The organism is Woeseia sp. D3-10, from assembly GCF_055809415.1.
In genome coordinates this window covers 1,640,015-1,656,308 of sequence record NZ_JBVVTW010000007.1, presented here as the reverse complement: position 1 = coordinate 1,656,308, position 16,294 = coordinate 1,640,015, and the positions used below count along the sequence as shown (strand labels likewise).

Here is a 16,294-nt window from a genome sequence, read left to right as displayed (position 1 = left end):
TCAACCCCGACCTTCGGCGACCAACTGGTCAAGCCTGTCGTTGTCGACCCGTCCATAGACGCGCTCGTTAACCATGACGGCTGGCGAACAGGCGCAATTGCCAAGGCAGTACACGGGCTCAAGAGTCACCTTGCCGTTACTGCTGGTTTGATGGAAGTCGATGTTCAAACTCTTCTTCGCGTACTCGGTCAGCGCACGGCTGCCCATAGCCTGGCAGGATTCGGCCTGGCAAATACGGACCACGGTTTCCCCGGGCGCGTGTTCACGAAAGTCGTGATAGAAACTGACCACGCCGTGCACATCAGCGCGCGACACGTTCAACGCGTTCGCAATTTGCGGGATGGCCTCGCGCGGTACGTAGCGATAGTGCTCAAGAAAGCCGTGCAGTATCTGCACCAGCATTTCCGGCCGGGCGCCGAAACGGCTGATGATGTCACTGCCCGTTTCCGCGTCGTATTTTATCGCCATGTGATTGCTGTCCTTATTAAACGACGCGGTCCGGGCCCGCATAGATGTTGAATCGTTCGCCGCGCAGGAAACCGACCAGTGTCATGCCAAACTCGGCAGCCAATTGCACGGCGAGACTGGATGGTGCGCTCACGGCCGCCAGCAACGGTATTCCGGCGACCAGTGCCTTCTGCACAAGTTCGAAACTCGCACGGCCGGACACCATCAGTCCCAGTTCGCTGGCGGGCAGACGGTGGTCGTTCAACAGCGAGCCGATGACTTTATCCACTGCATTGTGCCGCCCGACATCCTCCCGCGCGACGACGATTTCACCCTGTGACGTGAAGGCCGCAGCCGCGTGTAGGCCGCCGGTGGCGTCGAACACCGCTTGCAGATCACGCAGCTTCTGCGGCATGGCGGTCAGTAATTCCCGCGAGAAGTGCTGGCCTTTGCCGGCAAACGGCAGTGCGCCGGTCGCCCGTAGGGCGTCTATTGAGGTCTTGCCGCAAACGCCACAGCTCGAGGTCGTATAGAAGTGTCGTTGCAGGCGGTCGATATCGACGCTGACGCCGTCAGCAAGCTCTACACGAATGACATTGCGATAGCCGGCTTCGTTTTCCGGACCGACGTGCGCGACCTCGGCGATATCGTTTGCGTGGGAAATTATGGACTCGGAAATGAGAAAGCCCAACGCCAGATCGGTGTCGTGACCTGGTGTACGCATGGTGATCGAGATGCTCTTGGCCGCGCAGCCGTCAGCGCCGGGCCACGCCAGCTGGATCTCGAGTGGTTCCTCTACGGCAACCCAATCGCGGCAAGTCTCGCGCTCGCCGCCGCGTACGCTGCTGATGTCGATCGCCAGACTGCTGCCGCTCATTGTGTTGAACCGTCATGCTCGCTAGCGCGCCAGTATACCGTAGCCGCTGAGCCCCGGTGTTACACTGGCGCGCGGCGAGAAAATACAGAGTCCGGACAACCAATTCCGGCGGCCGCCAAAGCCTGGTCAGGAGTAACGTCTGCACCGGCGTGTCGGCAAGTCTGTACGAACCCAGAACGGGATACCTGCAATGCTTCGATACACGACCTTTTTTATCGTCATAGCGCTGACTATCATTACCGCGCCGTTGGCACTGATAACGCATGCGACGTGGCTTATCGTTCTGGCAGCCGTATTCGGCGCGTTGACGCTCTGGGGAATACGGGATGTTGTGCAGACCCGGCACAGCCTGGCCAGAAATTATCCAATCATCTGGGCGTTGCGCTATTTATTCGAATCGATACGGCCACAGATTCGCCAGTACCTGATCGAGAGCGACACGGACGGTACTCCTTTCGATCGCGAACAACGCTCGCTCGTGTACCAACGCGCCAAGAACGCCGTCGATGTTGTACCGTTTGGCACCGAACGTGATGTTAAATCGTTAGGCTACGAGTGGCTGAATCATTCCATATTTCCGGCCGCCAAGCCCGCTCAGCCAATGCGTATCGACATTGGTGGCCCCGATTGCACGCAGCCTTATTCGTCGTCTGTCCTGAACATCTCCGCCATGAGTTTTGGCTCGCTGAGCGCTGCGGCGATACGCGCGCTGAACTCTGGCGCCAAGATGGGTGGCTTTGCCCACGATACCGGCGAGGGCGGTGTGAGCCCTTATCACCTGGAGCAGGGCGGCGACATGATCTGGGAGTTTGGCACCGGCTATTTCGGCTGTCGCAATGATGACGGCACCTTCAGCCCGGAACGTTTCCGCGAGCGCGCCGCGAATCCGCAGATACGCATGATCGAAATAAAACTGTCGCAGGGTGCGAAACCCGGCCACGGTGGCATCCTTCCCGGACAAAAGGTCAGCCCGGAGATTGCCGCGACTCGCGGCGTGCCCGTCGGCATTGACTGTGTTTCGCCGTCACGGCATTCGGCATTTGGTACGCCAGTTGAGATGATGCATTTCATTCGCTCATTACGCGAGCTAAGCGATGGCAAGCCAGTGGGTTTCAAGCTGTGCATTGGGCATCGCTGGGAGTTTCTCGCGTTGTGCAAGGCGATGATTCATACCGGTATTTATCCGGACTTCATCGTTATTGACGGCAAGGAAGGTGGCACCGGTGCGGCGCCGGTAGAGTTTACCGATCACGTTGGTACGCCACGACGGGAAGGTCTATTGACCGCGGTCAATGCACTGATCGGTTGCGGCATCCGTGACCGGATCAAGATCGGTGTCAGCGGCAAGATTGTGTCCGGTTTCGATATGGCGGTGGCAATGGCGATGGGCGCGGACTGGTGCAATAGTGCCCGCGGTTTCATGTTCGCGCTCGGCTGTCTGCAATCGCAAAAATGCCACACCAATGAATGTCCGGTCGGGATCGCCACGCAGGATCCGGCCCGCCAACGCGGTCTCGTTGTCGGGCACAAAGCGGAGCGAGTGGCGAACTTTCACCGGCATACGGTGAATGCGCTGACCGACCTCGTCTGCGCAGCGGGTTTGCAGCACGCAACTGAACTTACGCCAGCACACATACAACGCCGGCTGAGTTCGAACCAAACAGCAAACCTTGCGGATACCTATGAGTGGCTCGCACCAAACCAGCTAATTGATGGCACGGCGACTGGCGGCTGGAAAGTGGACTGGGAGCGCGCGTCGATCGATGCCGAACCCCGCAACGTGCACTGACACCGAAATGGCACGCGTCTTGCGGTATTAGTCCTGGCTTAGCCAGGCGAGTGCTTCATTTTTCTTTTTCATCGGAAAGTGGCGGGCCTCTTCGACGAGAAAGTGTTTGGCGAGGAACGGCATCGTTGACATCAGCTTGTCGTCAGAGACAACTGCCAGTCGCTTGACCTTGCGTCGATGGTCTTTCACGAAGCGAAAGTGTGCGGCTAGTGCGCTGAGGTCTTCCCAGCCGGGAAAGTGTTTTGCGACGATCATCACGCCTCTGAGTTTGCCCATCAATTCGACGTAAGGATCGATCTCGTTGGCGACGCGCAAGAAATCGGTCGTGTCCAGTTCACCGTTTGGCTGCAAAATCAGTATGCCCCGTTTTTTGCGAAACTCGAATTCGAGTTTGCCTTTGGCATCGGTCTCGGACAGCCATGCTTTGGCCACCTGCAGCTTGTTGTTTTCAAAGAGGCGTACTTCACCCGGCAAAGCGAAGCCGAAGACCTTGACCGAATTTCGTATCCAGTCAACGTTCGTCACAACAGCAATGCGCTCGAATTGGGCCAGGTGCTTCAAACCGACCTTGGTGTCTTCCCAGACGGCGGCGCTACTGAAGCCTTTGAAGTCATTGCCTAGAAAATACAGCAGCCGTACTTTATCGTGATGCCTAAGCGTGGTTTCTAGCTCGGGCACCAGTACGGTTTGATAGTCTTTGGCCGTAACTTTGCCGCTGGCCTGAAATCCGACCACGTTATCCGGCAGTTGCACTATGCGCGTAAGCACTTGTTGTCCTTGCCTGCAATGGGGCGAGATGCATCCTAATTCTAGCCTACTGCTAATTGACCGGTCGCGCGCCGTTAAGCCAGCAAGCGCCGACAAATGCCGCAATCAAGCAGGTGTCCCGCTACCGTGCTCATGCGGGCGGACATTGGTCACTGGCGTTGTGTGAGCTGTGGTGGCCCTCGCTTCTCCGTGACCGCCGCCGGCAGACTTTTCGGACGACACTGGTTTCCGATGAAACCGATAGTTTCTGCGCGCTTCTCAAGGCGGCGTAGTGATGCCTCTGTCGACGCTGTACTGTTGGGGTTGAGTACTGAGAACGGCTTGCCAACCGCCGCCAGCCTCTACTGGTGTAAGGTTTGAGCCAACTGTCTGGATTCAGATTGCGGCGGGCCCTTGATTTCATCGCCAGCGCCGCCATCTGCTCCTGTCACTGAATATCTGCATGGACGACCGATAAATGAGCAGCAACGGAAGCTACAACCCTCCCAAAGTCTGGCAATGGAATCAGGCGAGCGGCGGCAAATTTGCCAGTATCAATCGGCCAATAGCCGGCGCCACGCATGACAAAGAGCTTCCGGTTGGCAAGCACCCGTTGCAGCTTTACTCGCTGGCTACGCCGAACGGCGTGAAAGTGACCGTGATGCTCGAAGAACTCCTCGCGCTTGGCAAAAAGGAAGCTGAGTACGACGCGTGGTACATCGATATCGGTGAAGGCGATCAGTTCAGCAGTGGCTTCGTGGGCGTTAATCCCAACTCAAAGATTCCGGCGTTGATGGATCACAATACGTCACCGCCGACCCGCGTCTTCGAGTCTGGCGCGATACTGCTGTACCTCGCCGAGGAGTTCGAGGCGTTTCTGCCTCGTGATCATGTGGAACGCACCGAGTGTTTGTCATGGTTGTTCTGGCAGATGGGTAGCGCACCGTTTCTCGGTGGTGGCTTCGGGCATTTCTACGCCTACGCGCCGGAAAAATACGAATACCCGATCAACCGCTACGCAATGGAAGTCAAACGCCAGCTCGATGTACTGGACCGCAATCTCGCGGAACGCCGTTACCTGAGCGGCGATGAGTACACGATAGCCGATATTGCCAACCACGCCTGGTATGGCAGCCTGGTGAACGGCAGCATTTATGATGCGCAGAAGTTTCTGGACGTTCGCAGCTACAGCAACGTGGTGCGTTGGGCGGAAGAAATACAACAGCGCCCGGCCGTGCGCCGTGGCCAACGCGTCAACAAGACGTCAGGTCCCAAAGAAAAGCAGTTGCGCGAGCGGCATGATGCGAGTGATTTGGACTAGCGTTTGCCGAGTCCCGCGCGGTGTTTGCCTAGGCTGATTCACAGAGAGTTCGGCAGTAACGTCAGCGAAGTTTCCTGCTCGGCCGCACCCTGTTTCGATTTGCGAGTCGCGCCGGCAACGGTGTTCATTGCACGCATCGGCCTTTGAGGTCCGCTGCAATTGACGGTTGCGCGAAACCTATACCGATAAATTTGTGGCGGAGTTCAGGTCGGCTGCCTGAAGTGCAACTAACGCACGATCGTCCGTGATGTAAGCCGCGCTCAATTCGCTGCCGTTCTCCCTCACCCGGAATCCCCCCGCGGTAACGTCTGCATCTTCCTGGCAGGTGCCGTTTCGTACCCTCCTGGGCGAGGCCGAAAATGCCTCTTTGTGCCAATTTAACTTATTGATCCTGAAAAAGATTCTATCTAAAATACTGTATATATTTCCAGCTAACTATCCCGGAGCTCGCCATGCCCGCAGCCAGCCTTCGCACGCAAGCCCCGCGAAATGAAAAGTACGTCCAGAGCGACGCCCTGGCGGCGCAGATCACCGAGCTATACGCCTACATCACGGCGGCCAACCACCGGTTTCTAGAACTCGTGGCAGAGTTTGACGAGCAGGGCTATTGGCAACTCGGCGGCGTGCATTCCTGCGCGCACTGGCTGAACTGGCAATGCGGCATCGGCATGAACGCCGCTCGCGAGAAGGTACGGGTGGCGCGGGCGTTAAAAGGTCTGCCTAAAATCAGCAAGGCGTTCGCGCGCGGCGAAATTTCTTACTCCAAAGTGCGAGCCATCACCCGCGCCGCGACCACGGAGACGGAAGACTACCTGCTGATGTTCGCCCGCCACGGCACGGCACATCATGTTGAGAAACTGGTGCGAGGTTACGGGCAGGTGAACCGTTTGCGGAAGGCGGCGACGGACAAATCGCCGCAAGAGCTTCGCGAAGTCACGACCCGCTGGGACGACGACGGTTGCCTCGTAGTTACTGCAAGGCTGCCGGCCGAACAGGGTGCGATGTTGTTAAAGGCGATGGAGCTGGCGCTCGATAGGCAGTTCGAGGCTGCAAGAGCAATCAAAGACGTCGCGCCGGATACGAACTATGTTCACGCCGAATGCACACCCTCCGCGGAAACATCAGACAAAGAGAGCATCGCCTCTCGTCGCGCCGACGCACTGGCCGAAATGGCGGAAGCGTATCTCAACAACGAATCACCAAAAAGTTCATCCGCCGATCGCTACCAGGTGGTAGTGCACGTTACCGCGGAAACGTCATCCGCCAAGCATCTGGACCTGCCACGTCTGGACGACGGCCCCCGCGTTACCGCGGAAACAGCACGGCGCATCAGTTGCGATTGCGCCATCGTGCCCATCGTCAAAGACATCAAGGGCGAGCCGCTCTCGGTAGGCCGCAAGACCCGCGCCATTCCGCCCTCAATCCAACGGGCGTTGCGGGTGAGAGACGGGGGCTGCCGCTTCCCCGGCTGCACCCACACCCGCCACACCGACGGTCACCACATCAAGCACTGGGCCGACGGCGGCGAAACCAGCCTCAGGAACCTGGTGACGCTCTGCCGTTACCATCACCGTCTGGTGCACGAGGGCGGCTTCGGCTGCGAAGTAAGCCGCTTCGGCGCGGTGGTGTTCAAATCCCCCCGCGGTAACGTTATCCCGGAAGCCTTCGAGATGATTGCACCGGCCGCCGTGCACGAACCGGTGGCCTGGATAGCGCAGGAACTGGAGTGCCGGCACGTGGATGCGAAGACGTGTGTAACGCAGTGGGCAGGGGAGCAGTGTGATTGGGGCTTGGCAGTGGCGCATTTGTTCGTGAATCAGCCGCCAGTGATCTATGCGAAGAGTGCGTCCGTATGTAATTGACTCCAGCATTCAAATTGTCAGAAAGTTCGTTGCAGGTTGGAATAGGCACTCAGCAACTGGGCTACTCACTATCTCGCGAGCGCCTCACTATTTCTTAACGAAGCTCCTGTCAGGGTAGCCCCTCGATTTTTAGCCCCTCACCCGCAAATGGTCGGGATATCCTGCTAAAGTGCGTGCCAAGAAGCCCATCCAAAGGGACGTATTCAAATGGCGATCACCATGCACACATCTTCGGCATTGTGGATGATTCGGGCAGGCGAAAGAGCTGCTCTCTTGGACCTTTTTCTCGACAACAATATTGTTGCAATCGGTTGGACCGACCTCGGGCCGATATCCGCCGGGCTGTCACGTGAAGAGATCAGTAATCAAGCGTCCGAAGTATGGCCAAACAAAAGTCCGCCTAAGATCGCTAATGCGGTTGGTCAGGTATTCCGCTTTCTGAATGAAATTGAAGTTAACGATGGTGTACTTACTTACGACCCTGGCCGGCGCGTGTACCACCTCGGTACGGTACTGAGTGATCCGGATTACGACGACTCGAATGACGATCTACCGAGGTGCCGGAAGGTTAATTGGGAGGCAGAGGTCAGCCGTGACGATCTCAGTATTCCAACCCGAAGATCGCTAAGTGCCAAGTTAACGTTATCTAGGCTTAACGAGACCGCGGCGTCAGAACTCCGTCGCCTAGCCTCCGGTGCGGAACCGGCCGATATCCAAGTCGACACAGACCCCGAAGACGACAGCTCCCTGGATGCAGTCCGAAGTGAGTCTCGTGAACTTATCAAGGACAAAATCAACGAACTCGACGGTTACGAAATGCAAGACCTTGTCGCCGGGGTCCTTCGGGCTATGGGCTACAAGACACGTGTGTCGCCACCCGGCGCAGATCGTGGTATCGACATACTTGCTTCGCCGGACGGGTTTGGTTTCGAGCAGCCGCGAATAATTGTTGAGTGCAAACACCGAACCCGGACAGCTATGGGAGCGCAGGATATCCGCACTTTCCTCGGCGGCCGACATAAAGACGACAAGGGTCTATACGTCAGTACCGGTGGATTCACTAAGGAAGCACGCTACGAAGCAGACCGGGCCTCTATACCGATTACACTTATGGACCTCGATCAGTTAGTGGATGCCGTGCTGGAACACTACGACGGGCTCGATAGCGAAACCCGCGTGCTATTACCTTTAACCCGGTTATTCTGGCCAGCAAACTAAGCCGGAAAGCGCCTTCCAGGTTGGTGCAGACTTCATCTAAGAATAACCGGAGCGATATTCCACAACGCTCCCGAACATGAACCAGGGAATCCGAATGGCCCGCAAGAAAGCAGCACCCAAGAAACAGAAATCCTTCGAACAGAACCTGTGGGATACCGCCGACAAACTGCGTGGATCGGTGGAGTCCTCGGAATACAAGCATGTCGTCCTTAGCCTGATCTTCCTCAAGTTCGTCAGCGACAAGTTTGAGGAACGTCGCCAGGCGATGGTTGATGAGGGCAAAGGAGACTACCTCGACATGGTGGAGTTCTACACCATGAAGAACGTGTTCTACCTGACCGAAGAATCGCGCTGGTCCTACATCCAGAAGAATGCCAAGCAGGAGGACATCGCGCTCAAGATCGACAGCGCCCTGCATACAGTCGAGAAGCACAACAAGACCCTTCGCGGCGCATTGCCGGACAACTACTTCTCGCGCCTCGGCCTGGACGTCACCCGTTTGTCCGCACTGATCGACTCCATCAGCGACATCGACACGGTGGCCGATAAGACAGAGGATGTGGTCGGCCGCGTCTACGAATACTTCCTCGGCAAGTTTGCGGCCACCGAAGGCAAGGGAGGCGGCGAATTCTATACGCCCAAGTGCGTGGTCAACCTGCTCGCTGAAATGATCGAGCCATACCACGGCACCATCTACGACCCCTGCTGCGGTTCCGGCGGCATGTTCGTGCAGTCGGTGAAGTTCGTTGAAAGCCACGAAGGTAACAAGAAAGACGTCTCCATTTACGGCCAGGAGCTGACCACCGCGACCTACAAACTGGCCAAGATGAACCTCGCCATTCGCGGCATTACGGGCTACCTCGGTGAAGTGCCCGCCGATACCTTCTTCAAGGACCAGCATCCGGACCTCAAGGCCGACTTCATCATGGCCAACCCGCCGTTCAATCTGAAAGCCTGGCGCGCCGATGACGAACTCACCGACGATCCGCGCTGGTCCGGCTACGAGGTGCCGCCCACCGGCAACGCTAACTACGGCTGGATACTGCACATGGTGAGCAAGCTGTCCGAGAACGGTGTGGCCGGTTTTGTGCTCGCAAACGGCTCAATGAGCACCAGCACCAAGGGCGAGGGCGAGATCCGCAAGAAGCTGATCGAGAACGACCTGGTCGATTGCATGATTGCGTTGCCCGGGCAGCTCTTTTACACCACCCAGATTCCGGTTTGCCTGTGGTTCCTGACGAAGAATAAAAAGGCGCAGACCGTCAAGGGTCACAGCGACAGCAACCACCGTGATCGGCAGGGAGAAACGCTGTTTATCGATGCCCGCAACATGGGCAGCATGATCGACCGGACGCACAAGGAATTGACGGTTGATGATGTTGCCGAGATTGCGCGGATTTACCATGCCTGGCGGGGTGAGGCTAAGGATGGTGAGTATGAGGATAAGGCGGGATTTTGCAAGGCGACGACGCTAGAGGACATCAAGGGTAATGACTATGTGTTGACGCCGGGGCGGTATGTTGGGGCGGCGGCGATTGAGGATGATGGGGTGCCGTTTGAGGAGAAGATGGGGGAGTTGACCCAGACTCTCTTCGGCGAAATGGAGGAATCAGGCCGGTTGGATTCCCAAATTAAGAAAGCTCTGTCGGAATTCGGTTATGCCGAACGATAAGACTGTTGGTCACTATGTGACACTGCAACGAGGAATTACCTATAAAGGGAAGCTCGTAGGGAAACCTGGACCAGCGCTTCTGGGGCTGGGAGCAATAACACCGGGCGGTGGGTTTCGAGAACAAGAATTTAAGTCTTATGGTGGAGATTGCCCGGACAAAATCATGCTTCGTCCAGGTGATTTGTTCGTTTCCCTAAAGGGCGCTACGAAAGACGGGGAAATGATTGGTTCTGTGGCCCGAGTGCCGAAGTCCGTGCCGTGGGGCAGGCTTACGCAAGACACCGTAAAGCTGGAGTTCAAAAAAAATAGCTGCCAAATCGCAAACTATATGTACTGGTTACTCCGTACACCTCAGTACAGAGATTACTGTGCTCGCCATGCTACCGGAAGTGCCGTTGTCGCCCTGAGTCGGGACGATTTCCTGAATTATCCAGTTCCTTCCATTAGCGACACTAGATTACAAATTATTTCACTACTGGAGAATATAGAGGAAAAAATCAGGGTCAATAATCAGATGAACGCCACGCTGGAGGCTATGGCTCAGGCGCTGTTCAAGAGCTGGTTTGTGGATTTCGATCCGGTTATCGACAACGCCCTGGCTGCAGGCAATCCGATCCCGGAACCGCTGCAGGTCCGCGCCGAGACCAGGAGGGCGCTGAGGGATCAGCGCAAGCTGCTGCCTGAGGGTGTTCGGGAGCGGTTTCCGGATCGATTTGTTCTCAAAGAGGAGATGGGGTGGGTGCCGGAGGGGTGGGAGGTTTCTGCGGCAGAATTCTTAGCATCCAAAATTGCTATGGGGCCTTTTGGTTCAAATATCAAAGTTTCTACTTTTGTTGAATCTGGTGTTCCTGTAATCAGTGGGCAACACTTGAGAAAGGTGTTGTTGACTGATAACGATTTCAACTACGTAACAATCGAGCATGCGGATCGACTAAAGAACTCGAAGGTTACTCGCGGAGATATAGTCTTTACTCACGCGGGAAACATCGGTCAAGTATCGCTGATTCCGAATCAGTCAATGTTTACAGAATACGTAATATCTCAGCGACAATTCTACTTGAGACCAGATACTACAAAAGTCTGCAGCTCCTACTTGATTTACTACTTCCGCTCGCCTGGAGGGCAGCACAGGCTATTGTCGAATGCTTCTCAAGTTGGCGTGCCTTCGATAGCTAGACCGTCGTCACACCTCAAATCGATCCGACTCATAGTTCCCAGCCTTGAGATAATGAAGTACTTCGATAGCATCTGCGTTCCTATATTTGAGTCGATGATTCTAGGGGAACAAGAAATCGCGACCTTGGCGAAGACTCGCGACATTCTGCTTCCTAAACTCCTCTCCGGCCAACTCAGCATCCCTGATGCCGAGAAGCAAGTTGCCGAGGCAACGTGAGTAAATTCACGGAGGAGAAACTCGAGCAAGCTATCATCGCCCTGCTGGGAGAGCAGGGGTACCCCTACCATCGGGGTGACAGTCTGGAGCGTGGCCCGTCCGAGGTGCTGCTCAGGAACGATCTGCATGCCTTTCTCTCTGCACGTTATGCCGGTGACGGCATCACCGAAGGTGAGATCGAATCAATCATTCGCCAACTGAATGGCTACTCTTCTGCCGATCTCTACGAATCCAACAAGTCCATTCACAAGCTGGTCGCGGATGGCTTTCTGCTCAAGCGCGAGGATCGCAGCAAGAAGGATCTGTACATCCAGTTGATCGACTATGCCGGGTTGCCATTGCAGCGGTTGCCGCGTGAGGGTGAGGTCGAGACGATCTCTGGTGAGAACCCGGATGAATACGATGCGAAGAACATTTATCGCATCGTCAACCAGATGGAAGTGGAAGGCTCGGAGCGGCGTATTCCGGACGGAATTCTCTATGTCAATGGGTTGCCGCTGGTCGTGTTTGAGTTCAAGAGTGCCATTCGTGAAGAAGCCACTCTGCACGATGCGTATGTCCAGCTCACCACTCGCTACGTTCGCGATATTCCGGAGCTGATGAAATACAACGCGCTGTGCGTGTTGTCCGATGGTGTGAACTCGAAGATGGGCTCGCTGTTTGCCGATTACGAGTTCTACTACACCTGGCGCAAGGTGACCGGTGACGAGGCAGTTACCGCGGAGGGAATCGGGTCACTACACAGCATGATCCAGGGGCTATTCGATAAGGATCGGCTGCGGCAGGTGTTGCGTCACTTTATTCACTTTCCCGATGTGTCGCGGAAGGAAGAAAAGATCGTTTGCCGGTATCCGCAATTCTACGCGGCCGGCAAGCTGTACCAGCACATCCTGGAACATCGCAAACCGTACGGCGACGGCAAGGGAGGCACCTATTTCGGTGCTACCGGCTGTGGCAAGAGCTACACGATGTTGTTCCTGTCGCGGCTGTTGATGAAGAGTCTCGACTTTGAGAGTCCCACCATTGTCCTGATTACCGATCGCACCGACCTGGATCACCAGCTTTCGCAGCAGTTCACGAACGCGAAAGGCTACATCGGTGACCAGACTGTGGTCAGCGTGGAGAGCCGTTCGGAGCTTCGGGAATTGTTGAAGGACCGCAGCAGTGGCGGCGTGTTTCTCACCACCATTCACAAATTTACCGAGGATACCGAGTTGCTGACCGAGCGCAGCAACGTGATTTGTATCTCGGACGAGGCGCATCGCAGTCAGACCAATCTCGATCAGAAGGTGCGGGTTACGGACCAGGGCGTGAAGCGCACCTACGGTTTCGCCAAGTACCTGCACGACTCGCTGCCGAATGCCACCTACGTGGGCTTCACCGGTACGCCGGTGGATGCCACGCTGGATGTGTTCGGTGAGGTTGTGGACAGCTACACCATGACCGAGTCGGTGAAGGACAACATCACCGTGCGGATTGTCTACGAGGGACGCGCCGCCAAGGTGGTGCTGGACAATGCCAAGCTGGAGGAGATAGAGGCGTACTACGACGAGTGCGCCGCCACGGGGAGCAGCGACTACCAGATTGAGGAAAGCAAGAAAGCCAGCGCCAGCATGAACAGCATTCTAGGCGACCCGGACCGAGTCAAAGCTCTGGCCGCCGATTTTGTGAAGCACTATGAGAAGCGCGTGGCAGAGGGGTCTACGGTCAAGGGCAAGGCGATGTTCGTCTGCAGCACCCGCGAGATTGCCTATGCGTTCTGGGAGCAGGTGATTGCCTTACGCCCGCAGTGGAACGACGTTTTGTCCTGTGAAGCGGGTGCTGAGTTGACAGAGAAAGAACAACGCGAGATCAAGCCGATGGAGCGGCTGAAGATGGTGATGACGCGGGGCAAGGACGATCCCAAGCCGATGTACGACGCCCTCGGTACCAAGGAGTATCGCAAGGAACTGGACCGGCAGTTCAAGAACGCGAAATCCAATTTCAAGATCGCCATCGTGGTGGACATGTGGTTAACCGGCTTCGACGTGCCTTTTCTCGACACCATTTACATCGACAAACCCATTCGCCGTCACAATCTGATCCAGACGATCTCGCGGGTCAATCGCAAGTACGCCGGCAAGGAAAAAGGCCTGGTCGTTGACTACATCGGCATCAAGAAGCAGATGAACCTGGCGCTGGCGCATTACAACAAAGCGGATCAGCAGAATATCGAGGAGATTGATCAGTCAGTGATCGTGGTGCGAGATCATCTCGACCTGTTGGGACAGGTGTTGTACAAGTTTGACGCGAAGCCGTATTTCTCCGGCGACCCGTTGACGCAACTGCATACCTTGAACATGGCAGCCGAGTTCGTGCAGATCACGCAGAGGGTAGAGAAGCGCTTCATGCACCTGGTGAAGCGAATGAAGGCGGCCTACGATATTTGCAGCGGCTCGGAGGCGCTTACCCAGGACGAACGCGACCATGTGCACTTTTACCTGGCCGTGCGCTCCATTGTGTTCAAGCTGACCAAGGGCGATGCGCCGGACACAGCGCAGATGAACGCCAGAGTCCGCGAAATGATCGCCGAGGCGCTCAGGGCGGATGGCGTAGAAGAAATATTCAGGATGGGCGAGGACGCGGCCGACGCCGTGGATATCTTTGACGACGACTACCTGGCGAAGATAGAAAAAATCAAACTGCCCAATACGAAGGTCAAGCTGCTGCAGCAATTGCTGGCAAAGGCCATCGAGGACTTCAAGAAGGTCAACAAGGCCAAAGGGGTCGACTTCTCACAGAAGTTTAAGTCGCTGGTTGATCGCTACAACGAGCGCAGGGAAGACAGCGTGCTGGTCAGCGACGTGCTGGACGACTTTACCGACGAGATCATCGATCTTCTCCGGGCGCTGCAGGAGGAGAAGGGCTCATACGCGGACCTCGGTATTGATTTCGAAGAAAAGGCGTTCTACGACATCCTTAAGGGCCTGGCGGTCAAATACGACTTCACTTACCCGGAAGACAAGCTGATTACGCTGGCGAAGGCGGTGAAGCTGGTCGTGGATGACAAAGCAAAGTACCCGGACTGGAACAAGCGGGCGAATATCCGGGCGGAGTTGAAGGTGGACTTGATCCTTGTGCTGGCAGAGCACAAGTATCCTCCAGTGGATCGGGACGAGGTCTACAAAGAAATTTTCGAACAGGCAGAGAACTTCAAAAAGTACCAACGGGCCTAAGGGTCGGGATGAAGTTCAGATGACAGGCGGGTGGCCTGGCATTGGTTCTGTATCTCTCCTCGACGGTACAGCCTGATTACCGGTGCATGTAACCAGAGTAAATGCTGCGCAATCTCGATTCAGCGTCATTGTTCGGCCAGAATATCGGCCATGTTGATTGGAATTGTTGTTTAAATTATTGTTTTATAAGTATTTAATATTCTCAAACCATCGGCCATTGCGCCTCACCCCGCATGCGAGTAGGATCGGCCAAACAATCGGCCAGATACTGCCGTAAGTACATATAAGTCACTGTTTTTAAAATGCCTATCGACACTGATAAATCGGCCAGTCAACACCCGGAAACCCCTGCCCGCCTGGAGCCCATGCGGCTGGAATCAGCGCCGGAGGCCATTACCGACGCGGTCGCGGATATGGCTGCTTTGTCGTCTGCGCTCGGCAGTCGTCTCCATCCGCACACGGCTGCCAACCTGGCGGGACTGGTGCGGATGATGAATTCCTATTACAGCAATCTCATCGAAGGCCATAACACCCGGCCGCGCGATATTGAACGGGCGCTCGCCGGGGATATCGATGTCGATGAAGACCGACGAAACCTGCAACTGGAAGCGGCGGCTCATGTGCGGGTGCAGGCGTGGATCGATGAGCGAGCTGAGTCCGGCGAGTTAGCCGAGCCTGCGTCGCGCGATTTTATTCGGCAATTGCATCTGGGCTTTTATCAGGATGCGCCCGAAGAGTTCTTGCGAGTGAAGGGCGCAACGGTTGAATTCCTGATGCAGCCTGGCGAGTGGCGAACGAGTCCTGAGCACGATGTCGTGGTCGGGCGGCATGTTCCACCTTCCAGCCATGTTATTGCAGCGTTCATGCGGCGCTTCGAACAGCGTTACAGATTCGCCAGTCTCGGTAAGGGTGCAAGCATTCTCGCCATACCGGCCGCGCATCATCGGTTCAATTTCGTGCATCCGTTTCCGGATGGCAATGGCCGGGTTAGCCGGTTAATGAGTCATGCTATGGCACACAAAGCAGGGATTGGTGCCCACGGACTTTGGTCGGTGTCTCGCGGATTGGCCCGGGGTATTAAGAGCCGCGGCGAATACAAACAGATGATGGATCTGGCCGACACACCGCGTAAGGGCGATCTCGATGGCCGCGGCAATCTGTCACAAGGAGCGCTCGAAGAGTTCACCCTATGGTTCTTGCGAATTTGTATCGATCAGGTTCAGTTCATGACCGACATGTTTGATCTGACTTCACTTAGTGATCGTTATCAGCGCTTCGTAACGCGACATGAATTACTCAAACCAGAGTCGGCGAATTTGCTCCTCGAAGCTTTGATGCGTGGAGAGTTTGAACGTGGCGAGGCGCCGCGAATTACAGGTTTGCCGGAACGTACTGCGCGACGCGTTCTTAACGATGTCACTGAGCTGGGCTTGCTGGGTTCCCGGTCGCCGAAAGCTCCGGTGTCATTGCGCTTCCCGACTAACGTACTCGAGGATTTGTTTCCGAAGTTGTATCCGGTTATCTAGGGCTGGCGTGCCTTATTTCCTTCTCTCTCTCATCCAATGAGGGAATCTCCTCATATTCCTCGCATTAACACTTGCAGGCATAGGTAAAGGCGCTTCCTTCAACCTTGCCAAACTGGCGCTTCGGTGCCCACATCTACCTGAGTTGACCTATACGCCTCAACCTGCCTGCCGCCATTGGCGCCGCAGTGGGCGGCGTCCGCAAACGCCACGAACGTGGCAGGAGGTCG

General features: G+C 56.0%; 11 protein-coding genes. 8 read left to right on the top strand and 3 right to left on the bottom strand.

All coding sequences use genetic code 11. The features are described from left to right. Together AC0L8N_RS08015 and fdhD are read right to left on the bottom strand one after the other, a co-directional pair. A complete protein-coding gene (locus AC0L8N_RS08015) occupies positions 1–468 on the bottom strand; it encodes a formate dehydrogenase subunit gamma (RefSeq protein ID WP_473667090.1) in 468 nt (155 codons plus the stop codon). Positions 469–484: 16 nt separating this feature from the next. After that, on the bottom strand, positions 485–1,324 hold the full coding sequence (fdhD, locus tag AC0L8N_RS08010; RefSeq protein WP_473667089.1) for a formate dehydrogenase accessory sulfurtransferase FdhD: 840 nt from the start codon (positions 1,322–1,324) through the stop codon (positions 485–487). A gap of 190 nt (positions 1,325–1,514) precedes the next feature. Between fdhD and AC0L8N_RS08005 the strand changes: the two genes are divergently transcribed. Continuing rightward, positions 1,515–3,113, top strand: a complete 1,599-nt coding sequence (locus AC0L8N_RS08005; protein ID WP_473667088.1) for an FMN-binding glutamate synthase family protein — start codon at positions 1,515–1,517, stop codon at positions 3,111–3,113. Positions 3,114–3,140: 27 nt separating this feature from the next. Here AC0L8N_RS08005 and AC0L8N_RS08000 read toward each other — a convergent pair whose 3' ends face one another. Then, positions 3,141–3,881: a SpoIIAA family protein gene (locus AC0L8N_RS08000; RefSeq protein ID WP_473667087.1), complete on the bottom strand. Its 741-nt coding sequence runs from the start codon at positions 3,879–3,881 to the stop codon at positions 3,141–3,143. 457 nt (positions 3,882–4,338) lie between these two features. Here AC0L8N_RS08000 and yghU point away from each other — a divergent pair, with 457 nt between their 5' ends. The 7 genes from yghU to AC0L8N_RS07965 all read left to right on the top strand — a co-directional run bounded on the left by yghU (position 4,339) and on the right by AC0L8N_RS07965 (position 16,067). Then, the gene (gene yghU, locus AC0L8N_RS07995) at positions 4,339–5,181 is read left to right on the top strand and encodes a glutathione-dependent disulfide-bond oxidoreductase (RefSeq protein ID WP_473667086.1); all 843 of its coding nucleotides are present in this window, start codon (positions 4,339–4,341) and stop codon (positions 5,179–5,181) included. 452 nt (positions 5,182–5,633) lie between these two features. Further along, on the top strand, positions 5,634–7,043 hold the full coding sequence (locus AC0L8N_RS07990) for an HNH endonuclease signature motif containing protein (protein ID WP_473667084.1): 1,410 nt from the start codon (positions 5,634–5,636) through the stop codon (positions 7,041–7,043). Between the two features lie 207 nt (positions 7,044–7,250). After that, the gene (locus tag AC0L8N_RS07985) at positions 7,251–8,261 is read left to right on the top strand and encodes a restriction endonuclease (RefSeq protein WP_473667083.1); all 1,011 of its coding nucleotides are present in this window, start codon (positions 7,251–7,253) and stop codon (positions 8,259–8,261) included. 94 nt (positions 8,262–8,355) lie between these two features. After that, positions 8,356–9,933, top strand: a complete 1,578-nt coding sequence (locus AC0L8N_RS07980) for a type I restriction-modification system subunit M (RefSeq protein WP_473667082.1) — start codon at positions 8,356–8,358, stop codon at positions 9,931–9,933. Continuing rightward, positions 9,920–11,326, top strand: a complete 1,407-nt coding sequence (locus tag AC0L8N_RS07975) for a restriction endonuclease subunit S domain-containing protein (protein WP_473667081.1) — start codon at positions 9,920–9,922, stop codon at positions 11,324–11,326. Before AC0L8N_RS07980 ends, AC0L8N_RS07975 begins: the two co-directional genes overlap by 14 nt. Continuing rightward, a complete protein-coding gene (locus AC0L8N_RS07970) occupies positions 11,323–14,541 on the top strand; it encodes a type I restriction endonuclease subunit R (RefSeq protein ID WP_473667080.1) in 3,219 nt (1,072 codons plus the stop codon). Before AC0L8N_RS07975 ends, AC0L8N_RS07970 begins: the two co-directional genes overlap by 4 nt. Before the next feature lie 302 nt (positions 14,542–14,843). Next, positions 14,844–16,067, top strand: a complete 1,224-nt coding sequence (locus AC0L8N_RS07965; RefSeq protein ID WP_473667079.1) for a Fic family protein — start codon at positions 14,844–14,846, stop codon at positions 16,065–16,067. Positions 16,068–16,294: the final 227 nt, after the last annotated feature.